Origin of the sequence: Aurantiacibacter suaedae (assembly GCF_005434915.1) — a bacterium.
GTDB lineage: Bacteria > Pseudomonadota > Alphaproteobacteria > Sphingomonadales > Sphingomonadaceae > Alteraurantiacibacter > Alteraurantiacibacter suaedae.
The window spans coordinates 749,650-765,597 of the sequence record NZ_SKCG01000002.1; the positions used below are offsets into that span (position 1 = coordinate 749,650).

Annotated in this window: 16 protein-coding genes; 13 read left to right on the forward strand and 3 right to left on the reverse strand. The window is 59.2% G+C overall.

Going from position 1 to position 15,948, the window contains the following annotated elements:
- The first annotated feature begins 80 nt into the window (after positions 1-80).
- The 9 genes from E0473_RS09980 (at position 81) to E0473_RS10020 (ending at position 8,558) form a co-directional block, all read left to right on the forward strand.
- Positions 81-983, forward strand: a complete 903-nt coding sequence (locus E0473_RS09980; RefSeq protein WP_137680696.1) for a hypothetical protein — start codon at positions 81-83, stop codon at positions 981-983.
- Between the two features lie 48 nt (positions 984-1,031).
- A complete protein-coding gene (locus E0473_RS09985) occupies positions 1,032-2,558 on the forward strand; it encodes a lipopolysaccharide biosynthesis protein (RefSeq protein WP_137680697.1) in 1,527 nt (508 codons plus the stop codon).
- Positions 2,559-2,688: 130 nt separating this feature from the next.
- Complete coding sequence (locus E0473_RS09990) at positions 2,689-3,678, forward strand: glycosyltransferase family 2 protein (RefSeq protein ID WP_206663432.1); 990 nt, start codon at positions 2,689-2,691, stop codon at positions 3,676-3,678.
- A 54-nt stretch (positions 3,679-3,732) separates the two neighbouring features.
- Positions 3,733-4,836 (forward strand): glycosyltransferase, encoded by a 1,104-nt coding sequence (locus E0473_RS09995; protein WP_137680699.1) that lies wholly within the window; start codon positions 3,733-3,735, stop codon positions 4,834-4,836.
- Positions 4,826-5,809 (forward strand): glycosyltransferase, encoded by a 984-nt coding sequence (locus tag E0473_RS10000; protein WP_137680700.1) that lies wholly within the window; start codon positions 4,826-4,828, stop codon positions 5,807-5,809. The genes E0473_RS09995 and E0473_RS10000 overlap by 11 nt, the downstream gene beginning before the upstream one ends.
- 58 nt (positions 5,810-5,867) lie before the next feature.
- Entirely contained in the window at positions 5,868-6,926 is a 1,059-nt protein-coding gene (locus E0473_RS10005) for a glycosyltransferase family 2 protein (RefSeq protein ID WP_137680701.1), read from the forward strand.
- A gap of 35 nt (positions 6,927-6,961) precedes the next feature.
- Positions 6,962-7,984, forward strand: a complete 1,023-nt coding sequence (locus tag E0473_RS10010; RefSeq protein WP_137680702.1) for an acyltransferase family protein — start codon at positions 6,962-6,964, stop codon at positions 7,982-7,984.
- Between the two features lies 1 nt (position 7,985).
- Positions 7,986-8,180: a hypothetical protein gene (locus tag E0473_RS10015; protein WP_137680703.1), complete on the forward strand. Its 195-nt coding sequence runs from the start codon at positions 7,986-7,988 to the stop codon at positions 8,178-8,180.
- Between the two features lie 75 nt (positions 8,181-8,255).
- Positions 8,256-8,558 carry a hypothetical protein gene (locus E0473_RS10020; protein WP_137680704.1) on the forward strand — a complete coding sequence of 101 codons (303 nt, stop codon included), beginning with the start codon at positions 8,256-8,258 and terminating at the stop codon, positions 8,556-8,558.
- 372 nt (positions 8,559-8,930) lie between these two features.
- Here the strand turns inward: E0473_RS10020 and E0473_RS10025 are convergent, their stop codons facing one another.
- A complete protein-coding gene (locus E0473_RS10025) occupies positions 8,931-10,268 on the reverse strand; it encodes a hypothetical protein (RefSeq protein ID WP_137680705.1) in 1,338 nt (445 codons plus the stop codon).
- 188 nt (positions 10,269-10,456) lie between these two features.
- Positions 10,457-10,720, reverse strand: coding sequence for a spike base protein, RCAP_Rcc01079 family (locus E0473_RS10030; protein ID WP_137680706.1), 264 nt, complete (start codon positions 10,718-10,720; stop codon positions 10,457-10,459).
- Between the two features lie 72 nt (positions 10,721-10,792).
- On the opposite strand from E0473_RS10030, the gene E0473_RS10035 reads away from it, so the two are divergent.
- A complete protein-coding gene (locus E0473_RS10035; protein WP_241657438.1) occupies positions 10,793-12,022 on the forward strand; it encodes a cell wall hydrolase in 1,230 nt (409 codons plus the stop codon).
- A gap of 4 nt (positions 12,023-12,026) precedes the next feature.
- On the opposite strand, the gene E0473_RS10040 is transcribed toward E0473_RS10035, so the two are convergent.
- Positions 12,027-12,770 (reverse strand): metallophosphoesterase, encoded by a 744-nt coding sequence (locus E0473_RS10040; protein WP_137680707.1) that lies wholly within the window; start codon positions 12,768-12,770, stop codon positions 12,027-12,029.
- 74 nt (positions 12,771-12,844) lie between these two features.
- On the opposite strand from E0473_RS10040, the gene E0473_RS10045 reads away from it, so the two are divergent.
- From E0473_RS10045 to E0473_RS10055, 3 genes are all read left to right on the forward strand, one after another.
- A complete protein-coding gene (locus E0473_RS10045; protein ID WP_137680708.1) occupies positions 12,845-13,831 on the forward strand; it encodes a glycosyltransferase family 2 protein in 987 nt (328 codons plus the stop codon).
- 131 nt (positions 13,832-13,962) lie between these two features.
- A complete protein-coding gene (locus E0473_RS10050) occupies positions 13,963-14,535 on the forward strand; it encodes a polysaccharide biosynthesis/export family protein (protein WP_137680709.1) in 573 nt (190 codons plus the stop codon).
- 41 nt (positions 14,536-14,576) lie between these two features.
- Positions 14,577-15,902: an O-antigen ligase family protein gene (locus E0473_RS10055; RefSeq protein ID WP_137680710.1), complete on the forward strand. Its 1,326-nt coding sequence runs from the start codon at positions 14,577-14,579 to the stop codon at positions 15,900-15,902.
- Positions 15,903-15,948 lie beyond the last annotated feature (46 nt).

The following is a 15,948-nucleotide window of genomic DNA, read 5'->3' on the forward strand; positions in this document are numbered from 1 at the left end:
CACCTGCGAATTAGCCTTGCCTATGCGCGCGAACGGTTTGATCGGGAACGTTGGTGAGCGAGAGTTCTGGGGTACCCACATTGAGCGAACCGATCATCCGTATCCACTTGGGATCGCACAAGACGGCGACCACCTACCTGCAGGAGACGCTGCTGCTCAATAGCGAGCGTAGCGCAGCAGCGGGGTTGGCTTACTTGCCGCTGAGCGTTGTGCGCCCCCCATTGCGCGACGCGATACAAGCGCGGCGGAAGCGCCAGAAACAAAAGGGCTATAGGCTTTTCTCGAAAGGCGCGGTTGATGCTCGCGCCAAAATGGACGAGATCGCATGGTGGTTCGATATCGACATGCCCGTCACGCTGTCCGAGGAGAACATTCTCGGGGAGGCGCAGGATAGCTATGGCGGCGGCATCTACCCCAATGCGGCCATTGGCCTGTCGGTTCTTCGCGATACACTTCCGCAGCGACCGCTAGAATTCTTTCTCGCGATCCGTTCTTATGCGTCGTACCTGGCTTCGATGTATGCGGAATCTTTGCGGCATGGCGGCTTCATCCCGCTTGAGAAGTACCTTAAGTTCAATCGCCTATCGCCTGGTAGCTGGGTGACGCTCGTCGACACGATCCGCAAGACCTTTCCCGAGGCGCGCATAGTGACCTGGCGCTATGAGGATTTCTCGGCGTTGGAGCCGCAGATACTTGAGCGCCTAAGCGGTGTTCCGTTCGCGCAGATGCATCGGTTGAGCCAAAGCGTGGTCCTGCCAAGCGCTTCTTCCGAAGCGATCGAAGAGATGATCGCGATGGCACCTGACCTGTCGCCACAGCAGCGGGTCTATACGATGCTTGCCCTGCAGGACCGTTATCTACGCAGCGACAAGTCGCAACGATTCTTGCCCTGGAGTGACCAAGACAAGGCTGCCATGTCGGAGCGATATGATCGCGACGTCGAGCAACTGAAGGCACGTAGCGATGTTGAAGTCCTCGGCTAACCCGATGCTCTGTCATAAGAAGAACGCTGCCATCCGAGGCCTTTTGCGATGAGTGGAGACAATCGGTCCAAGCTGATCAAGGGCGTGGCGTGGATTGGCGCGGCGCGGGTAATGGTCAATTCGCTTGGCGTCATCAGCACTGTCGCGCTTGCCCGGCTGCTGATGCCGGGCGATTTCGGATTGATCGCCATTGCCACCGCCGTCATCGGTATCATTGGCGTCATCTCGGAGTTCTCGCTCTACAAGGCGCTGGTGCAGCGCGACAATCCGGAGCCGGAGCACTTCCACACAGTCTGGACCATGAACGTCATTCGCGGCGCGATTGTTGGGGCCATCATTGCACTGCTCGCGGTGCCTCTCTCCAGGTTTTATGGTGATGAGCGGCTGAGTGACATCCTGATGTTGATGGCGGTCACGACCTTGGTGGGCAGCTTCGTCAATCCCATGCTCGCCGTGTTCGAACGCGAGCTGCAGTTTCACCAGAGTTTCATCCTGTCATTGACGGGTAAGGTCGTCGGCTTTCTTGCAACAGTCGGCATCGCGTACTTTTATCGCAGTTACTGGGCTTTGGTGATCGGGCCGCTGATTACCGAATGCGTCCTGGTCGCCATGTCCTATCTGTTGTTTCCCTTTATGCCTCGCCCGTCGCTCAGCCGGTATCGGGAACTCTTGTCCTATTCGATCTGGCTGACTTTCGGGAAGTGGGTTCAGGCGATCAATTGGCGTGCCGATCCGCTGCTGCTCGGCTATTTTCTCTCGCCGCAACTGCTCGGACAGTATTCGATGGGCCACCGGGTTACGAGCAAGTCGATTGGCGAGGCTATAGAGCCACTGCGGCAGGTGCTCTTTCCCGCCTTTTCGCGGATCAAGAACGAGCCGGACCGGTTGCGACACGGGTACTTGCGAGCTCAGGGCGTTCTCTGCCTGATCTGTTTTCCGATAGCTGCGGGGCTTGCTTCTGTGGCACCGGAATTCGTGGTTGTCGCTCTGGGGCCGAAATGGGATCTGGCGATACCGATCGTCCAACTGACTGCGATGCTCCGCTTGTTGCAGATAACAGTCAATTTGAACGCTCTGGCTATGGCGACGGGCCATACGAAGGAAATGTTCGGCAGAGATATACGCGCTTTGATCGTTCGTTGGCCGATGATCCTGACCGGCGTCTATCTGGGATGGGGAGATGCCTACCACATACTGCTCGGTGCGATTTGCGGGATGCTCGCTTCGGCTGTGCTCAACAATTTTTTGAACATGAGACTTGTGCAGAAGATTACGACAATCACCGTAACCGATCATCTCATCGCACTGTGGCGGCCCGCAGTCGCTGCGGCGATGATGGCCTTGGCAGTTCTTGCGGTCAGACCGTGGTTGCTATTTGGAACCGATTTCCAGGGATTGGTACTACGGCTGTGTGTAATGGTTCCACTTGGCGCGATTGTCTATTTGTCAGCTCTGCTGTCGATCTGGGTTTTGACAGGGCGGCGTGACGGAGTTGAGACCGAGACGGCAAGAATCGTCTTGTCCGGTATAGCAAAGGCGCGAAGCAAATTTTTTCGCAAGCGCTCGGCAGGATGAAGGCCGCCAGTTTTTAGCATGCGAAGGTTGGTTTTGATGTGCTCGATTGTTTCTTACTTCAAAGGCACTAGTGAAAGGTCCGGAAATGAGCGACGATAACTCGACTAACGCACATTCTCTTTCGGTCGTAATGTCTGTCTACAACGGGCAGTCTGACGTCGCTCTGGCTATCGACAGCATCCTTGCGCAAACCTATCCGAACTTCGAATTTCTCATCATCGACGACGGATCGACCGACGATACGCCAGCGATTCTGGCTGATTATGCGCGACGTGACGCGCGCATCCGTGTGATCAGCCAGAAGAATACCGGTTTGACGCTGGCCTTGCGCCGCGGTGTGGAGGAGGCGCGGGGGCAATTTATTGCCCGAATGGACGCCGACGATATCTCCCTGCCCACTCGCTTCGAGAAGCAAATGGCGCTTTTCGAAGCGCAGCCGGACCTTGTCGCGGTCACGACGCTGATCGAGCACTTCAAGGACATTGATAAAAAGGGATATTTGGCGCCAGCGCCGAAAAGTATGGATCTGTTGCCCCTGTATATTTGTTTCCGGAATCCCATTGGGGGGCACGGCCAGGTTATCTTCAGCAAGGCAGCCTATCTTGCTGCAGGCGGGTACGATCCTGAGTGCAATCTTGCCGAAGACTATGACCTTTGGACGCGGTTATTGAGGATCGGCCGCTTCGGCATGGTGAACGAGATTCTCTATAGATACCGCACCGGTCACGAGAGTATTTCGTCTCTCAACAAGATGCCACAAGCGAAGGTTTCTTCGAGTATCAGTCGGCGAGAATATAAAAGGCTGGTCGGAAGTGAAATCAGTGATAAAGTTGGTTTAGCGCTGCGCTTCTTTTGGTGGAGAGCTTCGCCAGAATCCGTATCTCTCACGGATACAATGAAATCCTCATTGGTGATGCTGCGCGCGGTCAAAATATTTTTCGCGAATAATCCGGAGCTGGAAGATCACGAGTTCGCTGTCAGGCGCGAAATAGCTGCAAGGTGGCGGGGGCGCATCAAGCAGACTTCACCGATGGATTTTGGCCGCAAGTTCGTGATGTTGGGTAATACTTTTCATTGGGGTGTTACTGCGCTGACCGCCAAGGCTCGCCATGGTTCCTGAGGCATTTCCTGCAATGGCCAACGTCGTCGTGCGAAGCTCTGCGATTCGGACCAAATGAAGATCCTGTTCATCAACACGCACTATTACATGCCGCAGTCCGTGGGCGGCATGTCGGTGACCTTGCATCAGCTGTGCTCTGCCTTGATCGAGCGTGGCCACGAGGTGTCGGTTCTGGCGGGCTTTCGCAAAGGTGCGCTGTTCGGACTTCGCTCCTCGATTGCCATGAAGTTGCGGGCCTTGGCCGGGCGCTCCAAACTCACCTTCGATCGTGTTCCGGGATATCGCGTCTGGCGCAGTTGGCATCCAGTGGCTGCCATCCCCGAGGTTTGCGATGCGGAAATGCCCGATATCGTCATCGTCATGGGCGGCAAGGTCGTTCCCGCGGCCAAGGCGGCAAAGGGTACGGGTTTGCCTGTCTTGGTGCAGGTCCACGATGTCGAACTCGAGTTTCATGACGGGGATTACGGCGAGATTGCCGATCTCCCTGTGATCGCCAATTCGCAGTTCACGGCATCTTTTTACCGCGACACCTTTGGCGCGGCCCCTTCGGTCATCTACCCTTACATCCGGCGCGAACGCTATCTGGTTAAGCAAACGGGGCAATCGGTCGCATTCATAAATCCTTATGTTCATAAGGGTTTGCTGGTTGCTATCGCGGTTGCCCGGCGCTGTGCGGAGATACCGTTTATTTTCGTCGGAAATGTGCCCGAAGGCGGAGACGAATTGGGAACCTGGGCGGATCAGCTTGCTGGTTTGCCCAATGTGCGTTGCCTCGCTCCGGTGTCGGACATGCGAGCGATCTATGCGCAGACCCGCATCCTGTTTGCTCCGAGCCAATGGCAAGAGGCGTTCGGCCGGGTTGCGGCCGAGGCGCAAGTCAGCGGCATACCTGTGGTGGGCTCGGGCCAGGGCGGATTGCCGGAAGCGATAGGTGGCGGCGGGATCGTGCTGCCTGCCGATGCTCCCATTGATGCATGGGCCGAGGCGCTGCGCAGGCTGTGGAACGATGAGCACCTCTTCAGGGAATTGCAGCGAACGGCACTCGCCGAAGCCCAGCAGCGAAGCGAGGGGCTGGAAGAGCTGGAAGTTGCAATGAATCGTCTGGTTTCAGAAGGCTCCAGCTCACAGCGCCGTGGAGGAGTGGGACATGAACAATAGCGACCTGCCGACAGTTACGGTTGCGATCTGCACGCAGAACCGGGCGGAGCAGCTCCGGCGCGGTCTCCAAGCGCTGACCCAAGTGATCGTGCCAGAAAATCTGGAGTGGGAAGTCCTTGTTGTCGATAACGGAAGCTCCGACCATACGCAGCAAGTCATCCTGAGCTTTGCTGATCGCTTGCCGATCCGGCTCTTGGTAGAGGAAAGGCACGGGGTTTCGTACGCTCGCAATCGGGCCGTCGGTGAGGCGGCGGGCGAGTACATATGCTGGACAGACGACGATACACATCCCCACTCCAATTGGTTGAAGGGCTATCTCGATGCCTTCGTTAGGCATCCGGATGGCGCAATTTTTGCTGGAAGGGTTCTTCCTGTGCTCGAGGGGGAAACACCCGCGTGGTTCCTCGACAATCGCCATTTGTTGACGGATTTGCTCGCCCGCTGCGACCTCGGCGACGAGCCGAAGCCTCTAGACACGAAGGCAGGCGAGTGGCCGATAGGGGCGAACTTCGCCCTGCGCATGAAGGAACAGAAGTGCCACAGCTTTCATCCCGAACTCGGCGTTTCTCCCCGCTTCAAGAGACTTGGCGAGGAAACCGCTGTAATTCGCGCGATCTGCGCGGAGGGCGGCAAGGCCTATTATGTCCCTGATACGGTGGTCGACCATCACATTGTGGAGCAGCGCCAGTCGTGCGACTACATTCTGACGTACCACAGATCAGCGGGAGAAACGTGGGCTGCCCTCGCGCACTATGGGCTCGCCCAATTCATGGGCAAGCCGTTTCCCGCTTCGAGTGGACCCACACTGATGGGGGCTCCCCTGTGGCTTTGGCGCCTCACGGCACAAAACTGGATCGCCTATCAGTGGGCCCGGTTTTCGTCATGTCCGCAAGCTTGGCTGCCACACTTGCAGAGGTACGGATATTATCGCGGTGCGCTCGATTTCCAGACGGCGCATCGAAACGACCCTTAATTCGAAATCGAGTCAGATTCCTCGCTCCACCGTCAAGCCTTGAAAATGGATCTTTGCGATGCCGACGCCGACCCCCAGTAGTCTTCCCAGTCCGGCATCATCGGCAAAAGAGCCGACGGTCAGTGTCGTTATGGCTGTATACAACGGCGAAAAGTTCCTCGCCGAAGCCATTGCGAGCATTCTCGATCAGACTTTCCGCGACTTCGAGTTCGTCATCATCGATGATGGTTCGACCGATCGGACGCCTGCGATCCTTGCCGATTTTGCGGCGAAGGATCCCCGCATCCGGGTATTCACCCAAGAGAATATCGGCCTCACGAAATCGCTCGTGCGCGGGGTAGATGCCTCGCAAGGCCGCTTGATCGCAAGGATGGATGCCGACGACATCTCCTTTCCGACACGGCTGGAGAAGCAGGCTCGCTTTCTTGAATCGCACCCCGAGATAGAGCTGGTCACCGCGAACATCGAGTTCATGGACGAGGCGGGAAAGAAGCGGTTCGACGTTGCGCCGCTACACTTTCCCAGTGCCTGCGTCGCATTCTTCATGCCATTTTTCAATGTCATGGCTGGCCACGGGCAAGTCATGTACACGCGCGCTCTGTATGATCGGGTCAACGGATATGATGTGAGTTTCCGTTTTGCCCAGGACTATGACCTGTGGGAACGGATGAGCCACCACACGATGTTCGGCCAGATCGACGAGGTGCTTTATCGGTTCCGAACTTCGGCCAACAGCATCTCGAAAAAGAACTGGTCAGGGCAGCAGGAATGCCGGGCCAGGGTGTCGGCAAGGTCGTACGAGAGGCTGACGGGCACTTCTGTTCACGATGATTTGCTGCTTCAGATCAATGAATTCTGGCATGGATCGCAGCTCGGAACAATTGGCGCGAAAGACCTTCTCCAGGTGGACCAAGCGCATCGTGAAGCCTTCGATGCCTGGAATCGTGTGCTCAGAACGCGGCAGGAGAAAGCCGAAGTAAAGACGAAAGTTGCCGAGCAATTCGTGAAGCATGGTCGGTGCATTCCAATTAAGAATTTCCGAGATTTCGTCGTTTGTCACTCGCTTGCGGCTAAATGGAATTTTTCGACTGTTGTGAAAGCCGGACGGAGGCGCTAGCGTCAAGAAAAGCAGGATAAATAGATGGGGTCGATATGGTCAGGGGGCGTGACCAGGGAATAATCAAGCCACTCCATGGCCTTCGCGGTCTGGCGGCGATGATTGTAGTAATTCACCATACGGCGCCCGTTAAATTTAGCGGTGCACTGGGGGTCACGCTTTTCTTCGTAATGAGCGGATTTCTCATGGGTCGACTATATCTGGCTCGCGAGTTCACTGCGGTGCAGGTTTGGCGTTTTGCCATCGCGCGGTTTGCCCGCATATATCCGCTGTTCGCGCTGCTTATTGTTGCGGCAGCGCTGCTGGATCGCTTTTTCGGGATCAATGTTTTCTGGATGAAAAGCTGGCAGGTGGATCGCCACCTGGTCCTGCTGGGTGACGCATATACGGTTTGGACCATCGCAGTCGAATGTCATTTTTACGCGATGTTCCCGGTCTTCTGGTTCGCTTTCGCGCGCGGAAAACTGAATCTGCAAGTGCTGATCTTGCTGTACGTCCCTCTCGCCGTTGCGGCCTATTTCTTCGACGGGCGGATCGATCCTTTGCGCTATCTTCACATCTTCGTGCTTGGGATGATTGTGGCGCGCATCGCCGATGCGCCTCCACGGCTGCTTGAGAAGTGGGCGGGGGGTGGCCTGCCGCTTGCCATGCTCGCCTTCGCCGCGGCCGCCATCCACGGGGTTAACGCCTATACCAATACGTTCGCGATTCTGATGGCGGGGTGTATGGTGCTGTTTAGCGTGGTCGCGCCCGTCAGCCCTGTTGCTCGGGTGCTCAGCCTTTCTCCGCTGGTGTGGCTGGGAGAGATCAGCTTCGGAACCTATCTGCTCCACCGATTTACGCAGGGCATCCTGGCCCGGTATACAGGGACGATCGAGCCCACGTGGCTGAGCTTTGCCATTATCGTCAGCGTCACGCTACTCCTCGCAGCGCTGATGTTCCGCTTTTATGAAGAGCCGATGCGGCGGCTAATCCGTTCGCTCGACCGGAAAATTCCGGCGATGCTAGGCTGGCCTGGCAAAACGGCAAAGGGAGAACGCATTGCAAAACCACGATAACATGATGCTGCGGTTTCTCCTCGGCGTGAGAACCCAGAAGTCCGGATCGACATGGCTTTCCAACCATCATAACACTTATCCGGAGGTGTTCCAGCCGTCCCCCAAAGAACTGCATGTCTTCGATGCCATGTTGCGACAGGACGTTTTCGGAGAGTTTCATGCCAAGGCTCAGCTCGAGCACGAGCGGCGGGGATAGCGCAGGAAGCTCGCCGAACGGATCGGTCTGGAGCGCAAGCCGGGATACAATCTGACTCCGGGTGATCGGTTGGAGATGATTGCCGATCCGCAGCACTACCTGAACTATTTTGTGGACCGGGCTCGCCACGCGGCTGTAGTGGGCGAGATTACGCCAGCCTACGGTGCGCTTTCTGCCTCCGATCTCGAGGTTGTCCGCGATCTGCTGGCGCCGCACTTCGAGCCAAGGATCGTAGTGCTCCTGCGCGACCCGGTGCAACGCGCCTTTTCCGCCATTCGCCATTTTCGTCGAATCAACACGGAGCGGTTCGATCTGGCCCTGCGCGGTGACGACAATTCCCTCTTCGAACGCCTCTACGACACGCCCTATGTCTGGTAATGGGCCGATTACCCGCGCCTGCTGACGGCGCTCGACGCCGTATTTGCGTCCGATCAGGTGCATGTAGAATTTTACGAGCGACTTTCAGCCAAACCTCACCATAATGGAGCATTCTGCACCTAGGATTGCGACGGCGACCATCTAGCTTCCGCGCTCCTGGAGCAGCGAGCGAGGTTGGCTGAGATGGTGACGCAAAACGGGGCTGAAGAAGGCGAGAGCAGCCGCCTCATGCTTACCTCGGCTTTCGTCAGGCACCTTCTGCACCGATTTGGCCGTCGCCCCGTGCATCGGTGCCCTTATGATGTGGCCCGATGCGAGGCGACGGCGTTATGCGATCAATGCGCGCGCGATCGGCTCGAAGCTATGTGGTGATCACGGCGCGGTCGCCTTGTAGGGGTGGCCACTCGGCAGGTTGGCGATCAGGCCGAACTCGTGCGCCAGCCAGCCTTCGATCTTCTCGCGGTCATCGGTAAAGCCCGTGTTTCGCAGCGCGTAACCAAGGCTGCGCGTTGTCAAAGGCAGGAACCGGGTGTCTGAACCCTCGTGTGCTGCACCGATGGTAAGGCCAACACGGTCACAGATCGGTCCGTAGAACTTGGACAGGGTGCCGTAATCCGTACGATCCGTGATGAGGCTGCCATCAACCCACAGGGTGAACGCGTCGCTGATGGTGTCGATCCGGGCATAAACGATCCTCGGGTTTGCCATGTTGGGCAAGCCATGAAAGTTCGTGGCCGGAGCGCCTGGGGCGGAGGATGATTTGGCGCGCAGTTGCAGCGCATTTTCCCCGGCGACATACAGCCCGGCACCGTGCGATGACAACGGATCCCCCAAAACGAAAAGCGCATCGGTCGGGGTGGTGCTGGCGAAGGAAATGACGCCGTAGATGTCCAGCACTCTCCCGGCGATCTGGCCGCAGGCGTATTCCTGAATGGCGTTTTCGCCCGAGGCAGTGGCGTGATAGTGCTGATCGTCGCAGACGAACAGCTTGCCCTCGTCGTAGACGATGCCCTCGATAGCCAGAACCTGCGGAAGCGAGATGCGCGCAATCTTTTCCATGAAGTTAGTGCCGTCGATGCCGAAGAAAATCGCGTTGCCCGGCGAGCCATTGCCCCCTGCGGTGGCAATAAGCAGGCGCGAATCCTGATCGAAGAACAGGTGGTCTTTGTCGGTCTCCGAATATGTGCCGCTCTTGATGACGGACTTGTCGCGCTTGTCGATGATCTGGATCGCGTTGCCGGATGTGTCCTCGCAGATGATAAGGTGGCCGCTCGCCTGATCTATCGCGATGCCCCCCGCAGTGTCCCAGGTCATCCCGGGGTCCGAAGGGGAGATGCCATCGGGCAAAACCGTGCCATCCAGCGCGATATGCATGACCCCCTTGGCGAAGTGCCCCAGCCACAAGGTATCGTCGTCCGTATCGTAGGCCGCGCCCTGCACGCCGCCGAGCGTGGTCTCGACATAGCCCAGGCGTGTCGAGAGATCGGCGCTGTAGTGATACAAGCGCATCCTGGCATAGGCCTGGCCGACCGGATGGCCTATGATCCACCACGTTTTGTCGGGTGCGCGGGCAAGGCCGGTGCAGGTTATGTCGTCGCCGAGTATGTGCGTGCCTATGTAAGCCGGGCGACGATTGGCGTCGAACAGGATGTCATCCGTCCCGTCGAAGCTAACACCGTCGGCGTTCTTGCTGGGCTGGCTTCCCGCCATGCTCTGAGCCAGCGTTTGTAAGCCATCATTGCTTGCCCATGAGGCTACGGCGCCCGAAGACAGGGCGCGATAGTCCCACCGTGTGCCGCTGGGTGCGTACGGCGGAGGCGGCGGCGGCGGCGGAGCAGTCGGGACTTCGCCCGCAATCCGCCTGATCGATGACAGGTCCAGCGATAGGGCGTTGCGCATCAATAGAGCCCCACAATGTCGCGCGCGGTGGTCCGTGCCGGGTCGATCTGCATCGCGCGAACGGGCAGGATCGTGCCCGAAGGGACGTTCCGCAGCGTCACGGCTTCGTCATCGTCGATGGCCCGAATCGAGACATCGCCGCCACTGCCGATGAAAAGCGCTTTGGGCGTGCTATTGAGAGTTGCTGACGAGGTTGCGTCGATCGTTGCGAGCGACCTTGCCGGATCCGAAACCGAGTCGCTGCTGTTCTTGAAGCGGTCCATGATAAACTCCTGCGGTTGATTCGCGGGAACGCTAGGCAGCCCTGGCTCGTGTAGGAAAGTTTTTTCACCACAATGGTTAATTATCGCCGTTCGGTCCTGACGCTAGTGGCGCTCGTCTTCGCGCTGCTTGCAATCGCCCTTGCGCTGGCGGTGGTCGGCGCTCGCGGAGTGGACCTTGCGCCATCCGGCTGGTGGGGCGAATCGGCCCCAAAGGTCGCGGCTGATGATGACCACGAGGCGCCTCCGCTCGAAAAGGTCATCCATGATGCGGCGGATTTCTCGGCCGACAAGCTGATGCCGATCGAGGCGAAGACGGCTAAGGAAATCAACGACGCTCGGCCTTTCACCACGCTCCCCAGCGCGGCGGCCGCACCATTCGATTCGCGCCTGACCGGCCCTGACCGCGAGCGGGCCGCCACCTGTCTCGCGATTGCCGCACTTTACGAGGCTGGCGGGTCGGCGGACGACCAGCGGCCGGTGATGCAGGTGGTGCTCAACCGCGTGCGCCATCCGGCCTGGCCCAACACCGTTTGCGGCGTGGTGTTTCAGGGGGCAGAGCGGGCAACGGGATGCCAGTTCAGTTTTACCTGCGATGGCTCGCTGCTCCGCTGGCGTCCGTCGGAGGCGGCGCTGGCGCGGGCCAAGGCGCTTGCTCAAAAGATGCTCGGCAAGCAGGTCGATGAGCGGGTGGGCTGGGCCACGCATTATCACACCGACTGGGTGGTGCCTTACTGGAGCGAAAACCTCGACAAGCTAACCGCAGTGGATACGCACCTGTTCTTCCGCTGGAAGGGCGTTTGGGGAACGGCGCCTGCCTTCCGCGCGCGCGCATCGCTGGTCGAACCGCTGGTCAGCCAGCTTGCGGCTTACGATCCGGCCCATGCCATTGCCGATGTCACCCCGGACGACGAGGCGCTGGCGGTTGATCTTTCGGTCTTCGATAATCTGGTTGCGAACGGGCGCTCGTCCGCCGAGGCGGTGCCGACTGTTTCCTATGCCCGCCCGATCGTGCAGCCGATTGCGGCGGGAACAACGCCGGGGCGCTGGGCGCTCGATGCCGTGGCCGCCTGTGAGGGGAATGCCGAGTGCCGGGTGGTCGGCTGGGCGCCGGGAAGCGAGCGGCCATGGCAGCTCGACCGTGAAGGGATGACCTCGATGCCGCCCGATCTGATCTATGTTCAGACGCTCAGAGACCGGACGCAGCAGGTATATTGGAATTGCGCGAAGTGGCAGCAGACGGGCACCGCGCGGTGCCTGGCAAGTTCAGAACAGGCAGCCAAACTGGCGCTGGTTCCGCTCTGAAGCCTTACGTTTGCAGCACCGCCTGGAGATCGTCCTGCAGGCAGATGCAGGAAAGGCGCCCACTGGCATAGGCCCCGGTGTCGCAGCCAATGCGGTTGCGGCGAATTTCCACCCCATCGACAATCGAATGGCCATGAACCACCACAGCGCCGTGCCACGCTTGGGAATCGGTGAATTCCGACCGGATGGAATAGAGATCTTCCGGCATCTGCTTGTTAAGCGAGACCCCGGGCCGAACCCCGGCATGGCAGAAGAAATAGGACCCGCTGCGGTAGGATGTTTCAAGCGACCTCAGAAAAGTCACGTGATCATCGGGAATCCCTCGCGCCAGACGTTCGCCGAAGTCGAACGAGTCCTCGTCGGCGCTGGGAGGAGCGATGCCGTAGCTTTGCAAGGTGGCGAGCCCACCGTTCTGCAACCAGGCGGCCTGCGCTTCCGGATTGCCATCGATCGAGGCGAGCATCATGTCCTCGTGATTGCCCAGAAGCATTGTTGCGCCGGGGCCCTTGCACAGATTATGGACGGCACGCACGCAAGCGGCGCTGCTCGGCCCGCGATCGATGATATCGCCCAGGAACACGAGTGTGACGCTGCGCGGGGCCGGCTGCATGGCCGGGTAATGGTCTACGATAAGGTTCAACAGCTTGACGAGGAGGTCGACACGCCCATGAACGTCGCCAACGGCATAGATCCGCTCGCCCTCGGCGGTGCGCGGCAGCCTTGTGCGGAACGGGTTGAGCATGGTCATGGGCGCCCGTATGTCGGTTCGACGAGGGGTTGTCAGGCCAAAATTGTAGCATCTTTCTGGCAGATACGCAGCTCGTGACCCCTATCCGCCAAAACGCAGCGCAGCCAGACGTATCTGTTGCCATCGCCTGCTTTAACGCCATGCCCTATCTGCCCGAGGCGATCGACAGCGCCTTGCAGCAGCGCGGGGTCACGATCGAAGTCCTCATTGTCGACGATCACGGCTCCGACAAGAGCCTTGCCTATGCAAGGGAACGCGCCGCCTCCGATTCGCGAATTCGCGTGTTTCAGACGCCTGAAAACCAGGGACCGGGCGGGGCGCGGAATATCGCCATCGAAAACATGCGCGGTCGCTGGTACGCGGTGCTGGACAGCGACGATGTGATCGAGCCCGACCGGTTTGCTGCGATGATCGCGCTTGGCGAACGCCATCGGGCCGATCTTGTGGCCGACGATCTGACCATATTCGGCGAAGATATCCCGACCGCGCGGTTTCTTGATGGTTCCAGTCTGCCCGATGACGGCGTGATCGATCTCGACACCTACTTTCGCCATACCGTGATGTTCGGGCAGCAGGCGAGCCTGGGCTTCCTCAAGCCCATAATCCGGGCGTCTGTTTTTGAGGGCGGAAAACATCGCTACCGGCCGGACTTGCGGATCGGCGAGGATGACGAGCTGATCGCGCAACTTCTGCTCGGCGGTGCCGATTACAGACTGCTGCCAAGCGCGGGCTACAGATATCGCAAGCACGCGCATTCGATCTCGCACCGGCTCTCGCTCGCGAACGCCCAGCGGATGCTGGCAGCGGAGCGGGATCTGCGCGATGACATCGTGCGCATGGGGCGTCTGACCCCGGCCTATCGCAGGCGGTATCGGTCGATCGAGGAGGCGGTTGCTTTCACGCAGGCGATAGAGGCGCTGAAACAGCGGCGCGTGGTTGCTGCGATAGGAGCGATTCTGCGCAATCCTTCCGCTGCGCGGCACTTTTCGATGCCGCTGTCGGCTCTGGCCGTGCGTTGGCGCAAACGCATTTCGACCGCCTTCGACGGATCGCGAACGTAGTCCATGCTGCGTCCGGTGCGACTTGTGGCTCATCTCGGTTGCGGTCCGCAGACAGCTTGCCCGGAAGGGGAGAGTTCCCTATTGCCATCGCGCTGGATGGTCGACGCGCGGCCGGAAATAATGAGGTTCCCATGAAGAGTTGGCTGAGAGCGGTGGCCCTTCCCGGCCTGGTCACAATTGCCCTGTTGAGTGGTTGTGCGACGAGCGTTCCGCCCGCAGCGCCCAATCCTTATGCCGTGCCGACTTACGCCCTTGCGCCGGCAGACCAGCTCCGTATCACCGTATTCGGCGAAAGCGCACTGACGAAGGAATATGTCGTCACTTCGGCGGGTGACATCTCCTTCCCGCTGCTGGGGGATGTTCCCGCCGCGGGCAAGTCGGCCAGCGAGCTATCGCAGATGCTCACGGACGAGCTTTCGAACGGCTATCTGAACGATCCGCGGATCAACGTGGAAGTGCTGAACTACCGGCCTTTCTACGTCCTTGGCGAGGTCGGAAATTCGGGAGAGTTCACGTTCAAGCCCGAGCTGACCGTGACGCAGGCCATTGCCGTGGCCGGCGGCTATACCTATCGCGCCGACCGCAGCCGGGTGTTTATCCGCCGCGTCGGCGAGGACCGCGAATTTACCTACGACCTGGACACCGGCCGGACTGTTTACATCCAGCCTGGCGACACCATCCGCGTGGGTGAGCGGTACTTCTAAGGCCGGTTGCAAATGGATGCGATAAAGCGCCAGGCAGCTTGATGGCCGCGCATCCGATGCCATCGGGGCGGACTCGCGCCCGCCGCCCCGAGTTCGAACTGGACCGCCGCTCCCCCTGGCTCGACACTTTGATCGTCGCCGGGATCTTCGCGTCGATTCTGTTCAACCTGTTGATCGGGCCGCTTACGGTTCTTGTGGTATTCGGCGCCGTGGGCGCCTTCTGCGTGCTGAGGTGGGAGCGGCTTCCCGCCATGGTGATGGAATGCTGGCCGCTGCTTTTGTTTCCGGCGATGGTGATGCTGTCGGCGCTTTGGTCAGATGTGCCGCTTACCACGCTGAGGTATGGGCTGCTCTACTGTATCACCGCCTTCGCCGGAATTATCGTTGGCGGCGGGACGCATCGATCTGCCTATGTGAATGGGCATTTCCTGGCATTTGCAGTCTACTCGGTCGCAAGCATCCTGTTCGGACGATGGGTCGGCTGGGGCGAGGGGGCGGGCGACGCCTATGCGGGCCTGGTCGGATCGAAAAACGCCTCCGGGGACATGGCAGGGGTGGCAACGCTCGTTACGATCGTTTTCATCCGCTCGATGTTCAAGAGCAACCGCCGGGCAGCAGGGTTTGCAAGCATCGCGCTGTTGCCGATTCTGGGCTGGCTACTCGTATCGAGCCGGGCGACCGGCGCGCTGATCGCCACGATCCTGGCATCGGGATGCCTGATCGCCTGGCTCGTTTCCGAACGCTTCGAGCGGCAGGTGAGGGGCGGGATTTTTATCGGCGCGACCTCGGCCGCCGTGCTTGCCCTGATCACCCAGCAATGGTGGCTGGGACCGATCTTCGACCTCGTGCTCAACGCGAGCGGAAAGGATGCAGGGCTAACCGGACGATCAGACCTTTGGGCGTTTGGCAGCAATCTCATTGCCGAACGCCCCTGGCTGGGCCTGGGATATAACGCCTTCTGGCTGCATGATAATATTGATGCGCGTTACTTATGGGCCATGATGGGGATCAAGAGTCAGCAGGGCTTCAATTTCCATAATACCGTTATGGAGATCGTTATCCACCTGGGCTACGTCGGCCTCGGCGTCGCCGCGGTCATGGCGGCTGCGGGTGTTTCCATGCTGTTGTCCAAGACGCTCAGAACACCCGAACTTTCGAGTATTCTTGCCTTTACCCTCTGCCTCTATTTCTCGGTGAAAATGCCGTTCGAGGTGATCGGTTACGATCCCATGCATTTCACGACCGTGACGATGTACGCGCTGTTCGCTGTCGGTCTGCGCAGGGATGGCGCTGTGGCCCGGCGACTTATTTCGTCGAAGCCGCGTCCTTCGCGTCTGGACGTGAAGCGCGGGCGTCCGGTCGCTTGACAGCGCGATCCATTTGACATCGGCCGGCAAAGCTTCAATCTTTCCG

Excerpts from the sequence above, each read along its gene's own strand:
- E0473_RS09985 (WP_137680697.1), top strand. The coding sequence starts at position 1,032 with ATGAGTGGAGACAATCGGTCCAAGCTGATCAAGGGCGTGGCGTGGATT.
- E0473_RS09990 (WP_206663432.1), top strand. The coding sequence starts at position 2,689 with ATGTCTGTCTACAACGGGCAGTCTGACGTCGCTCTGGCTATCGACAGC.
- E0473_RS09995 (WP_137680699.1), top strand. The coding sequence starts at position 3,733 with ATGAAGATCCTGTTCATCAACACGCACTATTACATGCCGCAGTCCGTG.
- E0473_RS10000 (WP_137680700.1), top strand. The coding sequence starts at position 4,826 with ATGAACAATAGCGACCTGCCGACAGTTACGGTTGCGATCTGCACGCAG.
- E0473_RS10005 (WP_137680701.1), top strand. The coding sequence starts at position 5,868 with ATGCCGACGCCGACCCCCAGTAGTCTTCCCAGTCCGGCATCATCGGCA.
- E0473_RS10010 (WP_137680702.1), top strand. The coding sequence starts at position 6,962 with ATGGTCAGGGGGCGTGACCAGGGAATAATCAAGCCACTCCATGGCCTT.
- E0473_RS10015 (WP_137680703.1), top strand. The coding sequence starts at position 7,986 with ATGATGCTGCGGTTTCTCCTCGGCGTGAGAACCCAGAAGTCCGGATCG.
- E0473_RS10020 (WP_137680704.1), top strand. The coding sequence starts at position 8,256 with ATGATTGCCGATCCGCAGCACTACCTGAACTATTTTGTGGACCGGGCT.
- E0473_RS10025 (WP_137680705.1), bottom strand. The coding sequence starts at position 10,268 with ATGGCGGGAAGCCAGCCCAGCAAGAACGCCGACGGTGTTAGCTTCGAC.
- E0473_RS10030 (WP_137680706.1), bottom strand. The coding sequence starts at position 10,720 with ATGGACCGCTTCAAGAACAGCAGCGACTCGGTTTCGGATCCGGCAAGG.
- E0473_RS10035 (WP_241657438.1), top strand. The coding sequence starts at position 10,793 with ATGGTTAATTATCGCCGTTCGGTCCTGACGCTAGTGGCGCTCGTCTTC.
- E0473_RS10040 (WP_137680707.1), bottom strand. The coding sequence starts at position 12,770 with ATGACCATGCTCAACCCGTTCCGCACAAGGCTGCCGCGCACCGCCGAG.
- E0473_RS10050 (WP_137680709.1), top strand. The coding sequence starts at position 13,963 with ATGAAGAGTTGGCTGAGAGCGGTGGCCCTTCCCGGCCTGGTCACAATT.
- E0473_RS10055 (WP_137680710.1), top strand. The coding sequence starts at position 14,577 with ATGGCCGCGCATCCGATGCCATCGGGGCGGACTCGCGCCCGCCGCCCC.